The organism is Micromonospora sp. RTGN7 (genome assembly GCF_033804645.1).
Classification (GTDB): domain Bacteria; phylum Actinomycetota; class Actinomycetes; order Mycobacteriales; family Micromonosporaceae; genus Micromonospora.
Window position 1 is genome coordinate 97,631 of the sequence record NZ_JAPZLF010000012.1, and the last position, 21,178, is coordinate 118,808.

Genomic DNA, 21,178 nt, shown 5'->3' on the forward strand with positions numbered 1-21,178 from the left:
CGGGCCGCCGGGAACGGCGGCCCGCTTCACGGGGTGTGCGCGTGGGATCAGATGATGCTGACGCCGTAGGCGCTCAGCGCCTCGGTGACCGGCTGGAAGTAGGTGGTGCCGCCGGAGGTGCAGTTGCCGTTGCCGCCGGAGGTGAGGCCGAGGGCGCTGGTGCCGGCGAAGAGCGAGCCGCCGCTGTCGCCGGGCTCGGCGCAGACGGTGGTGCGGATCAGGCCGGAGACCGAGCCCTCGGCGTAGTTCACCGTGGCGTTGGTGGCGGTCACCGAGCCGCTCTTGACGCCGGTGGTGCTGCCGGAGCGCCGCACGCTCTGTCCGCTGTAGGCGTTGGAGGCGCCGGTGACGTCCTGGAAGCTGCCGTTGTAGAGGGAGACGTTGCCGGTCGCGTTGGCGGAGTTGCTGTGCCGGACGATGCCGTAGTCGTTGCCCGGGAAGCTGGTGCCGGTGCGGGTGCCCAGGACGCTGCTCTGGCTCGAGTTGGAGTACCAGGTCGAGCCGATGTTGGTGCAGTGCCCGGCGGTCAGGAAGAACGTCGTGCCGGCGCTGTTGCGCACGTTGAAGCCGAGCGAGCAGCGACCGCCGCCGGTGTAGATCGCCTGGCCGCCGGAGATCCGGGTGCTCAGCACGCCGGCCTCGGCCTCGACCCGGACGGCGCCGCCGGTGCGGGCGGCGGCGGCCTTGACCCGCTCCAGCTTGGCGCCGGTGACGGTGCTGTCGACGGAGACGACGACCTGGTTGGTGATCGCGTCGGTCCACCAGGCGGTGCCCGGGATCTTCGCCGAGCGCTCCAGCTCGGCGGTGGCCCGGTTGAGCTCCGTGGCGCCCCGCTTCACGATCTTCGCGGTCGCGCCGGAGGCGCGGACCTGACGGGCGGCGGCCTCGTCGGTCACGGTGACGACCATCTTGCCGCTGGCGTCGGCGTACGTGCCGGCGGAGCGGTCACCGAGCCGGTCGGCCAGGGTGGCCGCGGCGTCGGGCGTGGCGGCGGGGGCGGCCTGGACGGGCACGCCGATCAGCGCGGTGGCGGCCAGGGTGCCGGCCGCAGCGAAGGACGCGGCGCGGAGGAGCGATGACCTCGTGGGTCGCATGTAACAGCCTCCCGGGAGGGGGTGACGGGTCGCGCCGGGGGTGACGGACCCGAAGGGCGGCGGCCGGAGCTGGGGAGACCGGCCGACTGAAGTGAAGTATTCACATACTTAAGATCACTAACAAGACCCGATCCCACTCCGCCACCCCACCCGGGGGTCACCACCACGCAATCACATGCGTCGATTCGCCTCGATCCGTCTCGCCAACCGCGCGATCAAAAGGCCGGCACGAGCCCCGCCCGGCCCACCCCGTCAGCCCTCGCGGCGGCGGGGCCGGCGGTCAGGAGCGCTGGGCCGCCAGGCGGGCGGCGCGCGCGTCGCGCTTCTGCTCGAAGCGGGACGCCTGGGTCTCCAGGATGTCCAGGTGCGCGGCGATCTCGTCGCGGGCGGCCTCGCCGTCGGCGTCCAGGCCGGCGACGTTGAACACGTCCCACTGGCGCAGCACCGGCATGACCACCTCGTCGCGGTGCTGGCGCAGGTCGTAGATGCCGGCCAGGGCGATCGCCACCGACTTGCGGGTGAAGCCCTCGATACCCACCCCGGGCATCTGGAAGTCGGCCAGCACCTCGGCGATCGCGCGCATCGCCTGGCTCGGGGCCAGATCGAGGGCGGCGGCGAGCAGGTTGCGGTAGAAGACCATGTGCAGGTTCTCGTCGGCGGCGACGCGGGCCAGCAGCGCCTCACAGGCCGGGTCGCCGGTCACCCGGCCGGTGTTGCGGTGCGAGATCCGGGTCGCCAACTCCTGGAACGACACGTACGCCAGCGAACGCAGCATCGAGGCGTCGTGCGAGTTGGTGTAGCCGGCCGTCATGTGCACCATCCGGGCCCGCTCCAGCGCTACCGGGTCCACCGCCCGGGTAACCGTCAGGTAGTCCCGGATGGCGGTGCCGTGCCGCCCCTCCTCCGCCGTCCACCGGCCGACCCAGGTCCCCCATGCCCCGTCCGGGCCGAAGAGGGTGGCGATCTGGTGGTGGTACGACGGAAGGTTGTCCTCGGTCAGCAGGTTCACGATCAGCGCGGTACGCGCGATCTCGGGGAGCGTCGAGTCCGACTTCGACCACGCCTCGCCACCGAGCGGGCCGTCGAAGGTGCGCCCCTCGCTCCACGGCACGTACTCGTGCGGGAACCACTCCTTGGCCATCGAGAGGTGCCGGTCGAGGTTCTTCTCCACGACGGGTTCGAGCTCGACGAGCAGAGCGGTCTCATTCAGTGCGGTCACGACGATCTCCCTACGGTGGCGTAACTTACGCCACCGTAGGTCGTCCCCGCCGTACGCGCCAGTAACGCCAGGTCGTGAGCCCTGTCTCAGCCGACCAGCGGCGTCAGATCCGCCCTGGGCGGGGTCCACTCCCCGGCCGCGGCGGCCATCTGCTCGCCGGAGCGGATGTCCTTGACCTCGTCCGCCGCGCCCTCGACCCCCGGGAACCACACGTACGGGATGCCGCGCCGCTCGGCGTACCGGATCTGCTTGCCGAACTTCGCCGCGCTCGGCGACACCTCGGTGGCCACGCCCCTTCGGCGCAGCGCGTCGGCGACGGCGTTGCTCGCCGTCCGCTGCTCTTCGGTGGTGACCGCGACCAACACGCAGGTCGGCACGCTGCGGGACACCGACAGCGCGTCGGCGCCGAAGAGCAGGCCGAGCAGCCGGGTCACCCCGATCGAGATGCCGACCCCGGGGAAGCGGACGGCGCCGGAGCTGGCCAGGTTGTCGTACCGGCCACCCGAGCAGATCGAACCGAACCGCTCGTAGCCCAGCAGAGACGTCTCGTACACGGTTCCGGTGTAGTAGTCCAGGCCACGGGCGATGCGCAGGTCGGCCACGCAGAGCCCCGGCGAGTGCGCGGCGGCGGTCTCCACCACCGCGACCAGCTCGGCGATGCCCTCGTCCAGCAGCGGGTCAGTCACCCCGAGGGCGCGCACCGCGTCGGCGAAGGAGGCGTCGGGGGCGGAGATCTCGGCCAGCGCGAGACACGCCTTGGCCTGCGCCTCACTGGCCCCGGCCGTGGCGGCCAGCAACTCGACCACCCGCGCCGGGCCGATCTTGTCGAGTTTGTCGACCGCGCGCAGTGCTGCCTCCGGGTCGGTCAGCCCGATGCCCCGGTAGAAGCCCTCGCAGATCTTGCGGTTGTTGACCTGGATCCGCACCGGCGGGATCGGCAGGGACCGCAGCGCGTCGCCGATGACCAGCGGCATCTCCGCCTCGTAGTGCGCGGGCAGGGTGTCCCGGTCGACGATGTCGATGTCGGCCTGGAGGAACTCCCGGTACCGCCCCTCCTGCGGGCGCTCGCCCCGCCACACCTTCTGGATCTGGTAGCGGCGGAACGGGAACTGGAGCTTCCCGGCGTTCTCCAGCACGTACCGGGCGAACGGCACGGTCAGGTCGAAGTGCAGGCCGAGGGAGTCGTCGCCGGCCGGGCCGTCGGCGTCGGCCTGGAGCCGGCGCAGCACGTAGACCTCCTTGGAGGTCTCCCCCTTGCGCAGCAGTTGGTCCAGCGGCTCGACCGAGCGGGTCTCCAGGGGCGCGAAGCCGTACAGCTCGAAGGTGGCGCGGATCCGGTCGAGGACGAACTGCTCGATCATCCGCTGCCCCGGGGTCCACTCGGGGAAGCCGGAGATGGGCGTGGGTTTGCTCATGGCGTGCTCCTTGCAGCTCCGCGTCGCAGGGCGCGGTGAGGTCGTGGGCCCGCGCGCGGCGGGCGGAGGATCTAGAGGCCGCGGGCGGGCCCGGCCGGGCGCGCGTCGCCCAGGGCCGCCACCTCGACGAGGTACGGATTACTCACCCGCTCGCGACCGATTGTGGTCACGGGGCCGTGGCCGGGCAGGACCACGGTGTCGTCGGCCAACGGGAGAATCTTCTCCCGGAGGCTGGTGAGCATCCGGGGCATGCTGCCGCCCCACAGGTCGGTACGGCCGATCGAGCCGGCGAAGAGCACGTCGCCGGAGAGGCAGACCTGATCGGCCTCCCAACGCGAGCCGGCACCGGGCAGCCGGAACAGCACCGACCCGCCGGTATGGCCCGGGGCGTGGTCGACGCTGATCTCCAGGCCGGCGAGGGAGAGCGTGGCGCCGTCGGTCAGCTCGGCGATGTCGTCGGGCTCGGCGTAGGGCAGCCGCCCGCCGAAGAGCTGGGTGAGGTCCATCGACAGCGCCCGGCCCGGGTCGGCCAGCAGCTCCCGGTCGTCGGGGTGGATGTACGCGGTGATGCCCCGGGCGCCGCAGACCGGCGCGACGGAGAACGTGTGGTCGAGGTGGCCGTGGGTGAGCAGCACCGCGGCCGGGTGCAGACGATGCTCGGCGAGCACGGCGTCGAGCCGGTCGATCACCCCGATGCCCGGGTCGACCACCACGCACTGCTCCCCCGGCCCGGTCGCCACCACATAGCAGTTGGTGCCGAAGGCGTCCGCGGGAAAGCTCGCCACGAGCACGCCGGTCCCCTTCCGTCGAGCTGTCGTACCTGCACCGGCAGCCTAGCCGCAGCGCCGAGCGAATCGCGCCACCGCACCCGCCACGAGGGTCCCACCGGGCGCAGTGCACAACTGCGCTAGGCCTGTACACCATTTTCACCGCCGCTACCCGTACACTCTGGCGGGCGTGTGGCGTGGCGCACGTACGCACCCGACGGGGCGCAACGCCTGCCCGCCGGTGTCCATCAGGGTAGAGGAAAGGGGAGCGCGGGTGGCTTCCAGCAGGGACCGGCACCGCAAACTGGCCCGGGCCAAGCTCGACCGGCAACTGGCCCGACGAGCAGCCCGGACCAGGCGCCGTCGGCAGATCCAGGCCGGTGTCGGCGCGGCCGTGGTGCTCGTGCTGATCGTGGCCGGCTCGGCGTGGGCGCTGGGCGCCTTCGACGACGACCCGGAGAAGAAGACGGCCGCCGAGGACGCCTGCCTCTGGACCCCGCAGAATGCCACGGCGAACACCAACCTCAAGGACGTCGGCACCCCGGCAACGAAGGACCTGCCGACCGACGGCACCCGGGCGATGACCGTCACCACGAACCAGGGCGCACCGGTCACCGTGGCGCTCGACCTCGCCTCGGCCCCCTGCGGCGGGGCGAGCATCGCCCACCTGGCGAGCCGGGGCTTCTACGACAACACGAAGTGCCACGAGATCACCGCCGAGGGCGCGCTGCGCTGCGGCGACCCGAGCGGCACCGGCCTGGGTGGCCCGAGCTACTCGTTCTACGACGAGAACGTCCCCGTGGTGCCCGAGGCGAGCCCGTCGGCCAGCCCCGCCCCCGGCCAGCCCCCGGCGTACCCGAAGGGCACGGTCGCGATGATCGCCAACCCGCCGGGCGCCAACGGCAGCCAGTTCCTCGTCTTCTTCAAGGACTTCAATCCCGCCAAGCCGGCCTACCCGGTCGTCGGCAAGGTCACCGGCGGGCTCGACGTGATCACCAAGATCGGTGCCCTGACGACCGTGGACAATGGGAGCGGGGCGAAGGTCAAGCCGAAGACCGACGTGGTGCTCCAGAGTCTCACCGTCGGTGAGCCGACAACGGGGTCGGAACCGGCCGCGACCGCTCCGGCATCGGACGCCCCGGCAGCCAGCCCGAGCGCCGGCTGACCGGCCCCGAACCACATACTGCGGCTCCGCCGCGCCTAAGACCCAGCCCAGGAGGATCGACCGTGACGTCCACGAAAGAGCGGCAGCGCGCGGCGGCGAAGGCCCGACTCCAGCGGAACATGGCCGCGCAGTCGGCCAGGGCCCGCAAGCGCCGGCAGACGCAGGCGATCGTCGGCGCCGGGGCGGCCCTGTTGCTCGTGGTCGCCGGCACCGTGTGGCTGGCCACCACCCTCGGCGACGACGACGACAAGTCGCAGGACACCGCCGCCGGGGACGGTGTCGTGCAGTGCGCGTTCACCGAGGTCCCCAAGGAGGGCCGCCCCAAGCAGATCAAGGACGTCGGGATGCCGCCGGCCCAGCAGGCGAACACCGGCGTCCAGACCCTGACGATGGACACCAACCTGGGCCCGATCACCGCCAAGGTCGACCGGTCCGCCTCGCCGTGCACGGCGGCCAGCTTCACCCACCTGGCCAGCAAGGGCTTCTTCGACAACAGCAAGTGCCACCGGCTGGTCACCGAGGGAATCAAGGTGCTCCAGTGCGGTGACCCGAGCGCGACCGGCAAGGGCTGGCGGGAGACCGACGGCACCGGCGGCCCGGCCTACCGGCTGACGGAGGAGAACCTGCCCACCGACAAGCGCCCCGCCTATCCGGACGGCGTCATCGCGATGGCCAACTCGGGGCAGCCCGGCAGCACCGGCAGCCAGTTCTTCATCGTCTACGGCGACTCGCAGCTCGAACCAAAATACACCGTCCTGGGCACGATCACCGGCGGCATGGAGATCGTCAAGGACGTCGCCAAGGCCGGCGACGACAAGGCGTTCGCCCAGCAGGCCGGCGGTGGCCACCCCAAGAAGGAGGTCGTCATCAAGAAGCTGACGATGAGCGAGCCGCAGGGCTGAGCCCTCCCCGCACGACAGCGCCCGCCGGCGGAAACCGGCGGGCGCTGTCGTGCGGGCCTCAGGCCCCCGAGGTGACCCGGTACGCGTCGAAGACCCCGTCGACCTTGCGGACCGCGGCCAGCAGGTGCCCCAGGTGCTTCGGGTCGGCCATCTCGAAGGTGAACCTGCTCACCGCCACCCGGTCCCGGGTGGTGGTGACCGTCGCGGAGAGGATGTTGACCCGCTCCTCGGAGAGCATCCGGGTCACGTCGGCGAGCAGCTTGTGCCGGTCCAGCGCCTCGACCTGGATGGCCACCAGGAACGTCGAGGCGGAGGTGAGCTTCCAGCTCACCTCGACCATCCGCTCCTCCTGGACCTTGAGGTCCCCGGCGTTGGCGCAGTCCACCCGGTGCACACTCACCCCGCCGGATCGGGTGACGAACCCGAAGACCGCGTCGGGTGGCACCGGGGTGCAGCACCGGGCCAGCTTGATCCAGACGTCGCTGACGCCGCGGACCACCACGCCCGGGTCGGCGCTGCTCTGCCGGCTGCGCGGTGGTCGGGTGGCGACGGCGGTCTCGGCGATGTCCTCCGCCGCGCCCTCCTCGCCGCCGTACGAGGCCATCAGCTTCTGCACCACCGACTGGGCCGAGACCTGGCTGTCGCCGACCGCCGCGTACAGCGACGCCACGTCGGCCAGGTGCAGGTCCCGGGCGATCGCCATCAACGCGTCGGAGGTGAGCATCCGCTGCAACGGCATGCCCTGCTTGCGCATCGCCTTGACGATCGAGTCCTTGCCGGCCTCGATCGCCTCCTCGCGCCGCTCCTTGTTGAAGTACTGACGGATCTTCGTCCGCGCCCGGGGGCTCTTGACGAAGCCCAGCCAGTCCTGGGTCGGGCCGGCCGTCTCGGACTTCGAGGTGAAGATCTCGATCACGTCACCGTTGGACAGCGTCGACTCCAGCGGCACCAGCTTGCCGTTGACCCGCGCCCCGATGCACTTGTGCCCCACCTCGGTGTGCACCGCGTACGCGAAGTCCACCGGCGTCGACCCGGTCGGCAGCGGGATGACGTCACCCTTGGGGGTGAAGACGTACACCTCCTGGCTGGACAGGTCGAAGCGCAGCGCGTCCAGGAACTCGCTCGGGTCGGCCGCCTCCCGCTGCCAGTCCAGCAACTGCCGCAGCCAGGTCATCTCGTCGATGTGCGCCGGCGGGCCGACGACCTGGGTGCCCTTGTGCTCCTTGTACTTCCAGTGTGCGGCGATGCCGAACTCGGCGGTGCGGTGCATCGCGTACGTGCGGATCTGCATCTCCACCGGCTTGCCGGTGGGCCCGATGACCGTCGTGTGCAGGGACTGGTACATGTTGAACTTGGGCATCGCGATGTAGTCCTTGAACCGGCCCGGCACCGGCTGCCAGTTCGCGTGGATCACACCCAGCGCCGCGTAGCAGTCCCGCACCGTGTCGACCAGGATCCGCACACCCACCAGGTCGTAGATGTCGTTGAACTCGCGACCCCGCACGATCATCTTCTGGTAGATCGAGTAGAGGTGCTTCGGTCGACCCGTCGTCTCCGCCTTGATCTTGGCGGCCTTCAGGTCGGTCTGCACCTTCTGCGTCACCTGGCGCAGCAGCACCTCACGCTGCGGCTGGTGCTCCCCGATCAGGCGGAGGATCTCCTCGTAGCGCTTCGGGAACAGCGTGCCGAAGGCGAGGTCCTCCAACTCCCACTTGATCGTGTTCATGCCGAGCCGGTGGGCCAGGGGCGCCAGGATCTCCAGCGTCTCCTTCGCCTTCTGCTCCTGCTTCGGGCGGGGCAGGAAGGTCAGGGTGCGCATGTTGTGCAGCCGGTCGGCCAGCTTGATCACCAGGACCCGCGGGTCCTTCGCCATCGCCACGACCATCTTGCGGATCGTCTCCGCCTTGGCGGCGTCGCCGAGCTTGACCTTGTCGAGCTTCGTCACCCCGTCGACGAGCAGCGCGACCTCGCCGCCGAAGTCCACCTTCATCTGGTCGAGGGTGTATTCGGTGTCCTCGATCGTGTCGTGCAGCAGCGCGGCGACCAACGTGGTGGTGTCCATCCCCAGGTTGGCCAGGATGGTGGCCACCGCCAGGGGGTGGGTGATGTACGGGTCGCCGGACTTGCGGTACTGACCCGAGTGCCAGCGGGCCGCAAGGTCGAACGCGCGCTGGAGCAGCCGCGCGTCGGCCTTCGGGTGGTTCACCCGGTGGGACGAGATCAGCGGCTCCAGCACCTCGCTGACCTGCGAGGTCTGCCAGGGGGCGTTGAACCGGGCCAGCCGGGCCCGCACCCGCCGGCCGGTGGGCGCGTTGGAAAGGGCGAAACCAGCGCTCGGCAACGAGTCGTCGAGGTCGCCCTCGACGGGCGACGGCGTCACGACACCGGCCTCCGGGGTGCCACCGTCGACGCGGGCGGGACCCGCGTCGCCTCCGACGGCCACGCCCCGGGCGTCAGCCCCCCGGTCGGTCACCGAACCGTCAGCGTCGCCTGTCGGGTGCACCGTGCCCTCCACCGGAGGAACGACATCGTGGGACACCGGCCTCCTCACCGCTCGCCGGGGTACGCCAGCCGTGCGCCGGCCGGCCTGGTCTTCCGCCGCCCCGGACGGTCTCCCGCCCGGTCAGCAAAGGGCAATGCTACCCGCACGCACGGTGCCCCGCCGCTCCGCCGGACGGACCACGTCGGGTCGTCCCGGCGGTCGTCACGACCAATCGGTCACGGCGGCACGGACCGGACGTCACGGACCGCTGGGGCCGGGCCGTCGCCCCGCCCCGCAGGAGGCGCTCAGACCCGGAGCAGGGCATGCACCGGACGCGGGGCCAGCCGATCGCGCCCACCCAGGAAACCCAGCTCCAGCAGTACGGTGAAGCCGGCGACCGTGCCGCCGGCCCGCTCCACCAGGTCGAGGGTGGCCTCGGCGGTCCCCCCGGTGGCCAGCACGTCGTCGACCACCAGCACCCGGTGCCCGGCGGTGAACGCGTCCTCGTGCAGCTCCAGCGTCGCCTCGCCGTACTCCAGCGCGTACGAGGCCGAGTAGGCGGGGCGGGGCAGCTTGCCGGCCTTGCGCACCGGCACCACACCGAGCCCGGTGGCGTACGCGATGGCAGCGGCGATCACGAATCCCCGGGCCTCGATCCCCACCACGGCGTCGAACGAGTCCCGCCCGTGGTACGCCACGATCCCGTCGATCACCTCACGGAACACCCCGCCATCGGCGAAGAGCGGCATCAGGTCCTTGAACATGACGCCCGGCTTCGGGAAGTCCGGCACGTCCAGCACCCGGCTGGCAACCAACTCGGCGACCTGCGGGCCACTGTCTCCCCGTACCCCGGCGCTGTACGTCTCCGTCACGGCGGTCCCGTCTCCCTTCGTAACGACGACGGCGTCCTCCACGCCGCTCGCACAGCATGAAGGACGCCGTCGTCACCGTCTCCGGCGGGTGTCTCCCGGTCGGGTCAGCGGCGCTTCGCGCCGCCCGGCCGGTTGCCGCCGCCGCCCGCGGGGCGGCCGCCCCGGGCACCGCTCGGACGCTTGGCGGCGGGCCGGGCACCCACCTTCGGCGCGGCCCCGGCCAGGGCCCCCATCTCCGGATCGATGGGCTCGTCGTCCTCCCCGTCCGGACGCGGCACGCCCTTCGGGGTGATCTCACCCCGGGCCAGGGCGCTCCGCCGAGCCAGGACCCGCTTGTTGTGCGCCTGGATCCGCGGCTCGTAGTTCTTCAGCGTGACCAGCAGCGGGGTGGCCAGCAGGATCGAGGTCAGGAACGCGATCGCCATGCCGACGAAGAGCACCAGGCCGAGGTCCTTCAGGGTGCCCGCGCCCAGCAGGCCCGCGCCGATGAAGAGCAGACCACCGACCGGGAGCAGGGCCACCACCGACGTGTTCAGCGACCGCATGAGGCTCTGGTTGATCGCCAGGTTGGCCGCCTCGCCGTACGTCTGGTTGTTGTTCGCGGTGATGCCCCGGGTGTTCTCCTGGACCTTGTCGAAGACCACCACGACGTCGTAGAGCGCGAAGCCGAGGATGGTGAGGAACCCGATGATCGTCGACGGGGTCACCTCGAAACCGACCATCGAGTAGATGCCTGCGGTGAGGATCAGGTTCATGAACAGCGAGGCGACGGCAGCGACCGCCATCCGCCACTCGAAGCGCAGGATCAGGTAGACCATCACCAGCGCGACGAAGATCACCAGGCCGAGCAGTGCGCGGGAGGTGACCTGGCTGCCCCACGCCTCGCTGACCTGGTTGCCACTGATCTGGTCCGGCTGGATGCCGAACTCCCGGGCCATCTCCGCCTTGGCCGCGGTGGCCTGCTCGGGGGTGAGCTGCGAGGTGCGCATCTCGTAGTAGTCGCCGCCGGTGCCGCCGACCTTCTGCGCGGTGGCCACCTCGGCCCCGGCCGCGGTGCTCGCCAGCGCCGCGTCGACCTTCTCCTCGGCCTGCTCCAGCGTCCCGACGCTGGCCGGCACCTGGAACGAGTTACCGCCGGCGAACTCGATGCCCAGGCTGAACTTCTGGATCCCGAAGCTGAGCACCGAGATGAGGATCAGCACCCCGGCCACGGTGAACCACAGCTTGCGCCGGCCGATGACGTCGACGCCGGCCTCGCCCCGGTAGAGGCGGCTCGCCAATCCAGTCTTAGCCATCTCAGGCCTCCTTGACGCGCGAGGTGCGGGGGGCCTGCTCGGTCCGCGCGGGAAGGGCGCGGCCGAGACCGCTGACCCGCGGGGACAGGAACGCCCGGGTCCGAGCGAACATCGTCATGATCGGGTGACGGAAGAGGAAGACAACGAGCAGGTCGAGCACCGTGGCCAGGCCGAGCGCGAAGGCGAAGCCCTTCACCGTGCCGACCGAGACGACGTAGAGCACCACGGCCGACATGAGGGTGATCGCGTTGGCCGAGATGATCGTCCGGCGGGCCCGGATCCAGGCCCGCGGCACCGCACTACGCGGGCTGCGTCCCTCGCGGATCTCGTCCTTGAGCCGCTCGAAGTAGATGACGAACGAGTCCGCCGCCACACCGAGCGAGACGATCATGCCGGCGATGCCGGCGAGGGTAAGGGTGAAGCCGATCTGCCGGCCGAGCACCACCAGCGCGCCGAAGACCAGCAGCGCCGACAGCACCAGGCTCAGGAAGATGACCGAGCCGAGCAGGCGGTAGTAGAAGAACGAGTAGATGATGACCAGCAGCATGCCGATGCCGGCGGCGAGCAGCCCCGCGCGCAGGTGGCTGGCGCCGAGCGTGGCGGTGATGTTCTGCTGCTCCTGCGGCTCGAAGGTGACCGGCAGGGCGCCGTAGCGCAGCTGGCTGGCCAGGGCGCTGGCCGTCTTGTTGTCGAAGCTGCCGGTGATCTGCGAGTCACCGGTCAGCACGCCCTGGATCTCGGGCGAGGAGACCACCTTGTTGTCCAGGACGACGGCGACCCGGCACTTGCCGTCCTGGCCCAGCGCGGTCTGGTCACACGCCTGGCCCTCGTTGGTGAACGCCTCCCGGGTCAGGCTGGTCCACTTCTCCTGGCCCTTGCCCTTGAAGTCGAGGCTGACCACCCACGAGCTGGTCTGGTCCAGCACCGCGCTGGCGTCACCGACGTCGGTGCCGAGCACCTTTGCCTGATCGAGGAGGTATTTCTGGACGCCGTCCTCGCAGGCGACCGCCTGCTGCTTCTCGTCCTTGATCGATGCCGCCGGGCGCTGGTCGAGCTGGGCGCAGCCGATGGTGGGGACGTTGAACTGCATCTGCACCGGCAGCACCGCGACCTCGCGCGGGGAGAGCGTGCCGAACGGCTTGAGCGTCGCGCTCAGCGACGGGTCCGCGGTCAGGTCGGCCGGGGCCTGGAGACCGCTGGCGGCCCCCCAGGCGGCGGCGCCGACCTTCTGCTGGACGGTCTTGCGCTGCTCCTCGATACCCTGCGGCACCGGTTCGGCGCTGGCGCTCGGCGACGCGGCGGCGGCGCTCGGCGACGCGGACGCCGACGGGGTCGCGCTCGGGGCCGGCGCCATGCCGCCCTGACCGCCGGCGCTCGGCGACGCGCTCGCCTTCGCCCCACCGGAGGCGCTGGCGGACGGCTTGGCGGAGGCACTACCGGAGGGGGCCGGTGAGGCACTGCCGGAGGGGGCCGGAGTCGGAGTGGCCGCCGGAGGAGCCACCGCGCCGCTGCCGTCGGCGGCCTTGAGCACCTTGCGGAAGCGCAGCTCGGCGGCGCTGCCGACGTCGGTAAGGTCGCGGTTCTCGCCGGGCAGGGAGATGACGATGTTCCGGTTGCCCTCGGTGACCACCTCGGCCTCGGCCACGCCGTACGCGTTGACCCGGCTCTCGATGATCTGGCGGGCCTCTTCGAGGTTCTCCGTCGTCGGGGGCTTGCCGTCGATGCTGTTCGTCGCCTCGAGCGTCATCCGGGTGCCGCCGATCAGGTCCAGACCGAGCCGAGGCTCGAGCCGGTCCTTGAAGCCACCACTGGCGCCGCCCGAGAAGAACACCATGAGATAGAGGACGACAAAGATCAGCCCGAGCACGGCGAGTTGCCGTCCGGGCCGCATCTGTCCCTGGGGTGGTGGTGCCACGGCTGTCTGTCTCCCTGTTACGGTCGCGCCGCCGCTACGGCGACGCGAGAGTCGGGCCGGGGGTCCCGGCGACGGGTGTCCGGGCCGGCGGCCCGACGCCGACACAGCTGACCACGGTCGACGCGGGGGCATCGATCGACAGCTTTCGGGTGTCGGCGTCGGGTGTCGACCCAACTATCCAGTTTCAACGGCGTTTCCGCTGCCCCGTTGGGGAGGCGGTCATTCCTTGACGGTCTCGACGTCCTCGCTGAGCGGCTCCGTCGACTCGACGCGCTCCGCCTGGGTGACCACCCGGGCGATGGCCGGGCGGGCGTACCGGGTCTGCACGCCGGGGGCCACCTCGAGCAGGACCGTGTCGTCGTCCACGCCGATGACCGTGCCGTAGAGGCCGCCGATGGTGACCACCTCGTCGCCGGCACCGAGGGCGGACTGCATCCGCTCCGCCTCGCGGCGGCGCTTCTGCTGGGGGCGGATCATCATGAAGTACATGACGCCGAAGAGCAGGGCGATCATGAGGATCGGCGTGAGTCCGCCGGCTCCCCCGCCGCCCGCTGCTGCGTAAAGCACGGTTACTGACCTTCCGGTTGGCCTCCGGCTCGACACCAGGGTGCCGGAGCGGAGGCGAATTCTCACGTCCTGTACAGACCGCGGCGAAGTCTAGTCCCTGCACCTGGGAACGCCGCATGCGGCGTTGATCACGGTGGGATCACGGCTGGTCGGGCGCGGCGGAGAAGAGATCGGGCGCGGTGGGAACATCAAGGCCAAATGTACCATTTGGTGGGGTGCGGCCCAGATGACGCCAGGCCCCCTCGGTCGCCACCCGCCCCCGGGGCGTCCGGGCGAGCAGCCCCGCCCGAACCAGGAACGGCTCACAGACCTCCTCGACCGTGTCCGGCTGCTCCCCCACGGCCACCGCCAGGGTGGAGAGCCCGACGGGCCCACCCCGGAACGAGTCGACCAGCGCGGTGAGCACGGCCCGGTCCAGCCGGTCCAGCCCGAGCGCGTCGACGTCGTACACCGTCAGGGCCGCCCGGGCGGTCTCCACGGTGACCACGCCGTCGGCCCGGACCTCGGCGAAGTCCCGCACCCGGCGCAGCAGCCGGTTGGCGATCCGCGGGGTCCCCCGGGACCGGCCGGCGATCTCCACGGCGCCCTCGTCGGTGATCGGCACGCCCAGGATCCGCGCGGACCGGCGCAGCAGCACCTCCAGGTCGGCCGGGGAGTAGAAGTCCAGATGCGCGACGAAGCCGAAACGGTCCCGCATCGGCCCGGTCAGCAGGCCGGACCGGGTGGTCGCGCCGACCAGGGTGAACGGCTCCACGTCCAGCGGGATGGCGGTGGCCCCCGGCCCCTTGCCGACGATCACGTCGACCCGGAAGTCCTCCATCGCGCTGTAGAGCAGCTCCTCGGCCGGCTTGGCGATCCGGTGGATCTCGTCGATGAAGAGCACGTCGCCCTCGGCGAGGCTGGTCAGGATCGCCGCGAGGTCGCCGGAGCGCTCGATCACCGGGCCGCTGGTCACCCTTAGGCCGGCGCCCAGCTCGGCCGCCACGATGTTGGCCAGGGTGGTCTTACCCAATCCTGGCGGGCCCGACAGCAAAATGTGGTCGGGCGGGGAGCCGCGCCGCATCGCACCCTGGAGCAGCAGGTCGAGCTGGTCGCGGACCCGGTGCTGGGCGATGAACTCCTCCAGCCGCTTCGGCCGGACGCTGACCTCGGCGTCCCGCTCGGCGTCGGTGGCGTACGCCGAGACCAGGTCGCTGCCGTCCGGCCCCGTCATCGGGTCCGACCGAGGAGGCGGATGGCCTGCTTGAGCAGCACCGGCACGGGCGGGGGCGGGCCGTCGACGGTCTCCGCCACGGCGGCCACCGCCTGGTCGGCCTGCCCGGCCGTCCAGCCCAGCCCGACCAGCGCCTGGCGGACCTGGTCGGGCCAGACGCCCCCGATCACCCCGACCGCCCCGTCGGCGCCCACCGGCACCGGGCCGATCCGGTCCCGCAGCTCCAGCACCAGGCGCTCGGCGCCCTTCTTGCCGATGCCGGGCACCCGGGTCAGCGCCGCGGTGTCGGCGTTCGCGATCGCCTTGCGGACCGCGCCCGGGGAATGCACGGCGAGCACCGCCTGGGCGAGCCGGGGCCCCACCCCGCTGGCGGTCTGGAGCAGCTCGAACAGCTGCTTGGCATCGTCGTCGGCGAAGCCGTAGAGGGTCAGCGAGTCCTCGCGGACGACCAGGCTGGTGGCCAGCCGGGCCGGCTGGCCCACCCGCAGGTCGGCGAGCGTGCCGGGGGCGCAGTACACCGCCAGGCCCACCCCGCCGACCTCCACCACCGCGTGGTCCGGGCCGGTCGCCGTCACCGTGCCGCGCACGCTGGCGATCATCGCGTTCCTCCTCGTCGTGCCCGGTCGGCCGCCTCGGCCAGCTTCGAGCGGGTGCCGCCGCGCCAGACGTGGCAGATGGCCAGCGCGAGGGCGTCGGCCGCGTCGGCCGGCTTCGGTGGCTCGGCCAGCCGCAGCAGCCGGGTGACCATGGCCGTCATCTGTGCCTTGTCCGCGGTGCCCGAGCCGGTGACGGCCGCCTTGACCTCGCTCGGGGTGTAGGTCTGCACGGGCAGGCCGGCCCGCGCACCGGCCAGCACCGCGATGCCGCTGGCCTGGGCGGTGCCCATCACCGTGCGCACGTTGTGCTGGCTGAACACCCGCTCCACCGCGACCGCGTCCGGCCGGTGCTCGGCGACCAGGTCGGCAAGCGAACGGTCCAGGTGCAGCAGGCGCAGCGGCAGATCGTCCTCGGGGTCGGTGCGGACGACGTGGTAGGCGATCAGGGTGCAGGGCCGCCCCGGCACGCCCTCGACCACGCCCACCCCGCACCGGGTCAGCCCCGGGTCGACGCCGAGCACGCGCACGCCGCCTCCTCCCCGACCGCCAGCAGTACGTGTGTTCGACACCCTACTGGTCGCCCCGGAGACCCCCCGTCGGGGACACGCCGGCACCCCGCCCGGGCACCGTCGCGAAGGGAGCCCGCCCCCTCAGCGCAGGCAGGGTGGTCGCGGCGGTGAGGGTGGTGAGACGGGCCGACGGGGGCGGCAGGGGCTCGATCCAGCCGGGTCCGGCCGCGTGTACGCGTACCCCCGGGAAGTCGCGGCCGAAGCGGACCAGGCGGTACGCGCGGCCGGTGACCGGAGTCTGCGCCCAGACCACGACGGTCACTACCGGGGGTTCGTCGGGGCGGCGCGGTTCGGATGCGGCACGGACCGAGTTCGCCCGCCCCACACCCGCCCACCCCCGTCAGCCGGTCAGCGCATCCAGGGCCAGGTCGACGTCCGCCTCGGTGGAGTACAGGTGGAACGACGCCCGAACCCGTCCGGCGCGGACCGCCGCCCGTACCCCGGCGCGCTCCAGCCTCTCCGGCGCTCCCGGTATGTCGACGGTGACGATCGCGCTCTCGCCGGGCGGCCGGCCCAGCCCGGCGAGGAACCGGTTGGCCAGCGCCACGTTGTGCTCGCGTACCGCCGGCACGCCGACCTCGGCGAGCAGTTCCAGGGCGGGGGTGGCGCCGACCCAGCTGAACCAGACCGGGGAGAGGTCGAAGCGCCGGGCGTCGCCGGCCAGCCGCAGCGGCGGGCCGTAGAAGGCGGCGTGCGGGTCCTCGGCCGCGTACCAGCCGGCGGCGTCGGGACGCAGCCGCTCGCGCAGGGCGGGGGCCAGATAGGCGAAGGCGGTGCCGCGCGGCGCCATCAGCCACTTGTACCCGCCGACCACGACCACGTCGGCGCGGCCGGCGTCGAAGGGCAGCCAGCCGCAGGCCTGGGTGGCGTCCACGGCCACCAGCGCGTCGTGCGCGCGGGCGGCGGCGACGATCCGGTCGTAGTCGGCGATCGTGCCGTCGGAGGACTGCACCAGGCTGAACGCGACCAGGTCGGTGCCGGCGTCGATCGCGTCGACCAGCCCGGCGGCCGGCACCGTCCGCACCGTCACCCCCCGCTCCACCTGCACCAGCCAGGGGAAGAGGTTGGCGGTGAACTCGACCTCCGGCACCACCACCGTCGCGCCGGCCGGCAGCGCCGCCGCGACCGGGCCCAGCAACTGGGAGACCGTGCTGCCGACCGCGACATCGGCCGTCGGCACGCCGACCAGGCTGGCGAAGGCCGTCCGGGACCGCCCGGCCGACTCCTCCCAGCCCTCCGACGAGGTACGTCCCACCCGCCAGTCGGCCAACGCCGCCTGCAACGCCGTCCAGGCCGGCTCGGGCGGCAGCCCGTAGGCCGCCGTGTTCAGCCAGCCGGGTTCCGGATGCCACAACTTCCGCGCCTGTTCCAACTCCATGATGTCGACGCTATTGCGCCGGACGTGTCCGGGGCAGGGCCAATCCATCGACGGTGGCCGCCACCTTCGGTGCAGTGGCGGTGACGGTACGGGTCAACCCACGTTGGCCGGGCCGAGGACGCTCTTCAGATCGCCCATCAGCGCGGTGGTGGCGGCGACCCGGAACGGCCCGAGCCGCAGCGTGGTGGTCTTGCCGCCGTTGAGCAGCTTGACGTGCACCTCGGTGTCGCCCGGGTGCAGCACCAGCGTCTCCTTGAGCCGCTCCACCAACGGGGGAGTACACCGGTGCACCGGAATGGTCAGGATGACCGGCTTGCTCCCCGGGGTGCTGCTGACATCCGGCATCTGCATGTCCATCGCCATGATGCGCGGGGTGTCGTCTCGACGGTCCACCCGCCCCTTGACCACCACGATCGCGTCCTCGGCGATGTACTGGCCGATCACCTCGTACGTGTTCGGGAAGAACAGGGTCTCCACGCCGCCGGCGAGGTCTTCCAGGGTGGCCGACGCCCAGGCCCGGCCCTGCTTGGTGACCCGGCGCTGCACGCCGGAGAGGATGCCGGCAAGGGTGATCACCGCCCCGTCCGGAACGGTGCCCTCCTCGGAGAGGGAGGCGATGGTGCAGTCCGCCGCCGCGCCGAGCACGTGCTCCAGGCCGAACAGGGGGTGGTCGGAGACGTAGAGGCCGAGCATCTCGCGCTCGAAGGCGAGCTTGTCCCGCTTGTCCCACTCGGCCTCGCCGATGATGGGCATGACCGTGGTGCTGCCGGTGGCCTCGGCGTCGCCGAAGCCGGCGCCGAAGAGGTCGTACTGGCCGACGGCCTCCTTGCGCTTGACGTCGGCGTACGCGTCGATGGCGTCGGCGTGCACGACGAGCAGGCCCTTGCGGGGGTGCTGCATCGAGTCGAACGCCCCGGCCTTGATCAGCGATTCGATGGTCTTCTTGTTGCAGACCACCGCGTCGACCTTCGACAGGAAGTCGTAGAAGTCGACGTAACCGCCCTTCTCCTGGCGGCAGCGCATGATCGCGGCGACCACGTTCGCGCCGACGTTGCGGATCGCGGCGAGGCCGAACCGGATGTCCTTGCCGACCGGGGTGAACGGCCCGGCCGAGGTGTTGACGTCGGGTGGCAGGACCTGGATGCCCATCCGACGGCACTCAGCCAGGTAGAGCGCCATCTTGTCCTTGTCGTCGCCCACCGAGGTGAGCAGCCCGCCCATGTACTCGGCCGGGTAGTGCGCCTTCAGGTAAGCCGTCCAGTAGGAGACCAGCCCGTAGGCGGCGGAGTGCGCCTTGTTGAAGGCGTACCCGGCGAACGGGACCAGCACGTCCCACACCGCCTGGATGGCCTCGTCGGAGTAGCCGCGCTCGCGGCAGCCGTCCCGGAACGGGACGAACTCCTTGTCGAGGATCTCCTTCTTCTTCTTGCCCATCGCCCGACGCAGCAGGTCTGCCTGGCCGAGGGTGTAGCCGGCGAGGATCTGCGCGGCGCGCTGCACCTGCTCCTGGTAGACGATCAGGCCGTGGGTGGGGGCAAGGATCTCCCGCAGCGGCTCCTCCAGCTCCGGGTGGATCGGGGTGATCTCCTGAAGGCCGTTCTTGCGCAGCGCGTAGTTGGTGTGCGAGTCCACGCCCATCGGGCCGGGCCGGTAGAGCGCCAGGACGGCGGAGATGTCCTCGAAGTTGTCCGGCTTCATCAGCCGCAACAGCGAGCGCATCGGCCCGCCGTCGAGCTGGAACACCCCGAGGGTGTCGCCCCGGGCAAGCAGGTCGTAGGCGGCCTGGTCGTCCAGCGGCAGCCCCAGCAGGTCGAGTTCCTTGCCGTGGTTGAGCTGGATGTTCTTGACCGCGTCGTCGATGATCGTCAGGTTGCGCAGGCCGAGGAAGTCCATCTTCAACAGCCCGAGCGACTCGCAGGTCGGGTAGTCGAACTGGGTGATGATGGCCCCGTCGGCGTCGCGGCGGGTCAGCGGGATGTGGTCGATGATCGGCTCGGCGGACATGATGACGCCGGCGGCGTGTACGCCGGTCTGCCGGATCAGCCCCTCGATGCCCTTCGCGGTGTCGATCACCTTGCGTACGTCCGGGTCGGACTCGTACAGGCCGCGGATCTCCCCGGCCTCGGCGTAGCGGGGGTGCTTCGGGTCGAAGATGCCGGTGAGCGGGATGTCCTTGCCCATCACGGCCGGCGGCATCGCCTTGGTGATCCGGTCGCCGACGGCGTACGGGAAGCCGAGCACCCGGGCCGAGTCCTTGATCGCGGCCTTCGCCTTGATCGTGCCGAAGGTGGCGATCTGGGCGACCTTGTCCTCGCCCCACTTGTCGGTGACGTACTTGATCACCTCGCCGCGCCGACGCTCGTCGAAGTCGATGTCGACATCCGGCATGGAGACGCGCTCGGGGTTGAGGAACCGCTCGAAGATCAGCCCGTGCAGGATCGGGTCCAGGTCGGTGATGCCCAACGCGTACGCGACCAGGGAGCCAGCGGCCGAACCACGGCCCGGCCCCACCGCGATGCCCTGGTTCTTCGCCCACTGGATGAAGTCGGCGACCACGAGGAAGTACGACGGGAAGCCCATCTGGTTGATGACGCCCAGCTCGTACTCGGCCTGCACGAGGTGGCCCTCGGGGATACCGCCCGGGTAGCGGCGGGCCAGACCGACGAAGGTCTCCTTGCGGAACCAGGACTCCTCGGTCTCCCCCTCCGGGACCGGGAAGCGCGGCATCAGGTTGTGGAACTCGAACATCCCGGCCGGGTCGACCTTCTCGGCGATCAGCAGGGTGTTGCGGCAGCCCTCCAGCCACAACTCCGAGGAGTCCACGGCGCGCATCTGGTCGGCGGACTTGATGAAGTAGCCACCGCCCTCGAAACGGAACCGGTTCGGGTCGGCGACGTTGCTGCCGGTCTGCACGCAGAGCAGCACGTCGTGCGCCTCGGCCTGCGCCTCGTGGGTGTAGTGCGAGTCATTGGTGACCACCGGCGGGATGCCGAGCTTCTTGCCGATCTCGGTGAGCCCCTCGCGGACCCGCTGCTCGATGCTCAGCCCGTGGTCCATCAGCTCCAGGAAGTAGTTCTCCTTGCCGAAGATGTCCTGGTAGGCGGAGGCGACCTTGAGGGCCTCGTCGAACTGGCCGAGCCGCAGCCGGGTCTGCACCGCGCCCGAGGGGCAGCCGGTGGTGGCCATGATCCCCTCGGCGTGCTCGGCGATCAGCTCCATGTCCATCCGGGGCCACTTGACGTAGTGGCCCTCCATAGAGGCTCGGGAGTTGAGGGTGAAGAGGTTCTTCAAGCCCTGCGCGTTCTTCGCCCACAGGGTCTTGTGGGTGATCGCGCCGTTACCGGAGATGTCGTCGCTCTTCTGCTCCGGTCGGCCCCACTTCACCCGCGCCTTGTGATAGCGCGACTCCGGCGCGACGTACGCCTCGACGCCCAGGATCGGGGTGATCCCGGCGGCCATCGCCTGCTTGTAGAAGTCGTTCGCGCCGTGCATGTTGCCGTGGTCGGTCATCGCGACCGCCGACATGCCCAGCCGGTTGGCCTCGGCGAAGAGGTCCTTGAGCCGGGCCGCGCCGTCGAGCATCGAGTATTCCGTGTGCACGTGCAGATGCGCGAACGAATCGCCCATGTGTGGCGCCCCCCGGGTCGGTTTCATGGGTTGTCGAGGTCGGTCGGCTCACCCTATCCCCGGCCCGACGGCGACCTCCAGCAGCCGCGCGGGGCGGACCGC

17 protein-coding genes are annotated in these 21,178 nt (G+C 71.2%); 2 read left to right on the forward strand and 15 right to left on the reverse strand.

Annotated features, from left to right (window positions below; translation table 11 throughout):
- Positions 1–47: 47 nt before the first annotated feature.
- The 4 genes from SNR22_RS19130 to SNR22_RS19145 form a co-directional block, all read right to left on the reverse strand.
- Entirely contained in the window at positions 48–1,094 is a 1,047-nt protein-coding gene (locus SNR22_RS19130) for a S1 family peptidase (RefSeq protein ID WP_320067971.1), read from the reverse strand.
- A gap of 280 nt (positions 1,095–1,374) precedes the next feature.
- Positions 1,375–2,313 carry an acyl-ACP desaturase gene (locus tag SNR22_RS19135; RefSeq protein WP_320067972.1) on the reverse strand — a complete coding sequence of 313 codons (939 nt, stop codon included), beginning with the start codon at positions 2,311–2,313 and terminating at the stop codon, positions 1,375–1,377.
- Between the two features lie 86 nt (positions 2,314–2,399).
- The gene (gene hisS, locus SNR22_RS19140) at positions 2,400–3,728 is read right to left on the reverse strand and encodes a histidine--tRNA ligase (RefSeq protein ID WP_320067973.1); all 1,329 of its coding nucleotides are present in this window, start codon (positions 3,726–3,728) and stop codon (positions 2,400–2,402) included.
- 71 nt (positions 3,729–3,799) lie between these two features.
- Complete coding sequence (locus tag SNR22_RS19145; protein WP_320067974.1) at positions 3,800–4,519, reverse strand: MBL fold metallo-hydrolase; 720 nt, start codon at positions 4,517–4,519, stop codon at positions 3,800–3,802.
- Positions 4,520–4,769: 250 nt separating this feature from the next.
- Here SNR22_RS19145 and SNR22_RS19150 point away from each other — a divergent pair, with 250 nt between their 5' ends.
- Positions 4,770–5,660 carry a peptidylprolyl isomerase gene (locus SNR22_RS19150; protein WP_320067975.1) on the forward strand — a complete coding sequence of 297 codons (891 nt, stop codon included), beginning with the start codon at positions 4,770–4,772 and terminating at the stop codon, positions 5,658–5,660.
- Positions 5,661–5,722: 62 nt separating this feature from the next.
- Complete coding sequence (locus SNR22_RS19155; RefSeq protein WP_320067976.1) at positions 5,723–6,562, forward strand: peptidylprolyl isomerase; 840 nt, start codon at positions 5,723–5,725, stop codon at positions 6,560–6,562.
- Between the two features lie 58 nt (positions 6,563–6,620).
- Here SNR22_RS19155 and SNR22_RS19160 read toward each other — a convergent pair whose 3' ends face one another.
- From SNR22_RS19160 to dnaE, 11 genes are all read right to left on the reverse strand, one after another.
- Entirely contained in the window at positions 6,621–9,077 is a 2,457-nt protein-coding gene (locus tag SNR22_RS19160; protein ID WP_320068069.1) for a bifunctional (p)ppGpp synthetase/guanosine-3',5'-bis(diphosphate) 3'-pyrophosphohydrolase, read from the reverse strand.
- Between the two features lie 272 nt (positions 9,078–9,349).
- The gene (locus tag SNR22_RS19165) at positions 9,350–9,916 is read right to left on the reverse strand and encodes an adenine phosphoribosyltransferase (RefSeq protein ID WP_320067977.1); all 567 of its coding nucleotides are present in this window, start codon (positions 9,914–9,916) and stop codon (positions 9,350–9,352) included.
- Positions 9,917–10,020: 104 nt separating this feature from the next.
- On the reverse strand, positions 10,021–11,211 hold the full coding sequence (secF, locus tag SNR22_RS19170; protein WP_320067978.1) for a protein translocase subunit SecF: 1,191 nt from the start codon (positions 11,209–11,211) through the stop codon (positions 10,021–10,023).
- Position 11,212: 1 nt separating this feature from the next.
- The gene (gene secD, locus SNR22_RS19175) at positions 11,213–13,102 is read right to left on the reverse strand and encodes a protein translocase subunit SecD (protein ID WP_320068070.1); all 1,890 of its coding nucleotides are present in this window, start codon (positions 13,100–13,102) and stop codon (positions 11,213–11,215) included.
- A gap of 243 nt (positions 13,103–13,345) precedes the next feature.
- Entirely contained in the window at positions 13,346–13,693 is a 348-nt protein-coding gene (gene yajC / locus SNR22_RS19180) for a preprotein translocase subunit YajC (RefSeq protein ID WP_320067979.1), read from the reverse strand.
- A 139-nt stretch (positions 13,694–13,832) separates the two neighbouring features.
- Positions 13,833–14,906 (reverse strand): Holliday junction branch migration DNA helicase RuvB, encoded by a 1,074-nt coding sequence (gene ruvB, locus SNR22_RS19185; RefSeq protein ID WP_320067980.1) that lies wholly within the window; start codon positions 14,904–14,906, stop codon positions 13,833–13,835.
- Positions 14,903–15,505: a Holliday junction branch migration protein RuvA gene (gene ruvA / locus SNR22_RS19190; RefSeq protein WP_320067981.1), complete on the reverse strand. Its 603-nt coding sequence runs from the start codon at positions 15,503–15,505 to the stop codon at positions 14,903–14,905. The genes ruvB and ruvA overlap by 4 nt, the downstream gene beginning before the upstream one ends.
- Positions 15,502–16,029: a crossover junction endodeoxyribonuclease RuvC gene (gene ruvC, locus SNR22_RS19195; protein ID WP_320067982.1), complete on the reverse strand. Its 528-nt coding sequence runs from the start codon at positions 16,027–16,029 to the stop codon at positions 15,502–15,504. Before ruvC ends, ruvA begins: the two co-directional genes overlap by 4 nt.
- Before the next feature lie 43 nt (positions 16,030–16,072).
- Positions 16,073–16,333 (reverse strand): hypothetical protein, encoded by a 261-nt coding sequence (locus SNR22_RS19200; RefSeq protein ID WP_320067983.1) that lies wholly within the window; start codon positions 16,331–16,333, stop codon positions 16,073–16,075.
- 78 nt (positions 16,334–16,411) lie between these two features.
- Positions 16,412–17,449: an aminotransferase class V-fold PLP-dependent enzyme gene (locus tag SNR22_RS19205; protein WP_320067984.1), complete on the reverse strand. Its 1,038-nt coding sequence runs from the start codon at positions 17,447–17,449 to the stop codon at positions 16,412–16,414.
- Positions 17,450–17,542: 93 nt separating this feature from the next.
- Entirely contained in the window at positions 17,543–21,076 is a 3,534-nt protein-coding gene (dnaE, locus tag SNR22_RS19210; protein ID WP_320067985.1) for a DNA polymerase III subunit alpha, read from the reverse strand.
- Positions 21,077–21,178 lie beyond the last annotated feature (102 nt).

Bases quoted from the DNA above. Each gene is read 5' to 3' on its own strand.
- secF (WP_320067978.1), bottom strand. From the start codon at position 11,211: ATGGCTAAGACTGGATTGGCGAGCCGCCTCTACCGGGGCGAGGCCGGC.
- SNR22_RS19205 (WP_320067984.1), bottom strand. From the start codon at position 17,449: ATGGAGTTGGAACAGGCGCGGAAGTTGTGGCATCCGGAACCCGGCTGG.
- SNR22_RS19130 (WP_320067971.1), bottom strand. From the start codon at position 1,094: ATGCGACCCACGAGGTCATCGCTCCTCCGCGCCGCGTCCTTCGCTGCG.
- dnaE (WP_320067985.1), bottom strand. From the start codon at position 21,076: ATGGGCGATTCGTTCGCGCATCTGCACGTGCACACGGAATACTCGATG.
- secD (WP_320068070.1), bottom strand. From the start codon at position 13,102: ATGCGGCCCGGACGGCAACTCGCCGTGCTCGGGCTGATCTTTGTCGTC.
- hisS (WP_320067973.1), bottom strand. From the start codon at position 3,728: ATGAGCAAACCCACGCCCATCTCCGGCTTCCCCGAGTGGACCCCGGGG.
- ruvB (WP_320067980.1), bottom strand. From the start codon at position 14,906: ATGACGGGGCCGGACGGCAGCGACCTGGTCTCGGCGTACGCCACCGAC.
- ruvA (WP_320067981.1), bottom strand. From the start codon at position 15,505: ATGATCGCCAGCGTGCGCGGCACGGTGACGGCGACCGGCCCGGACCAC.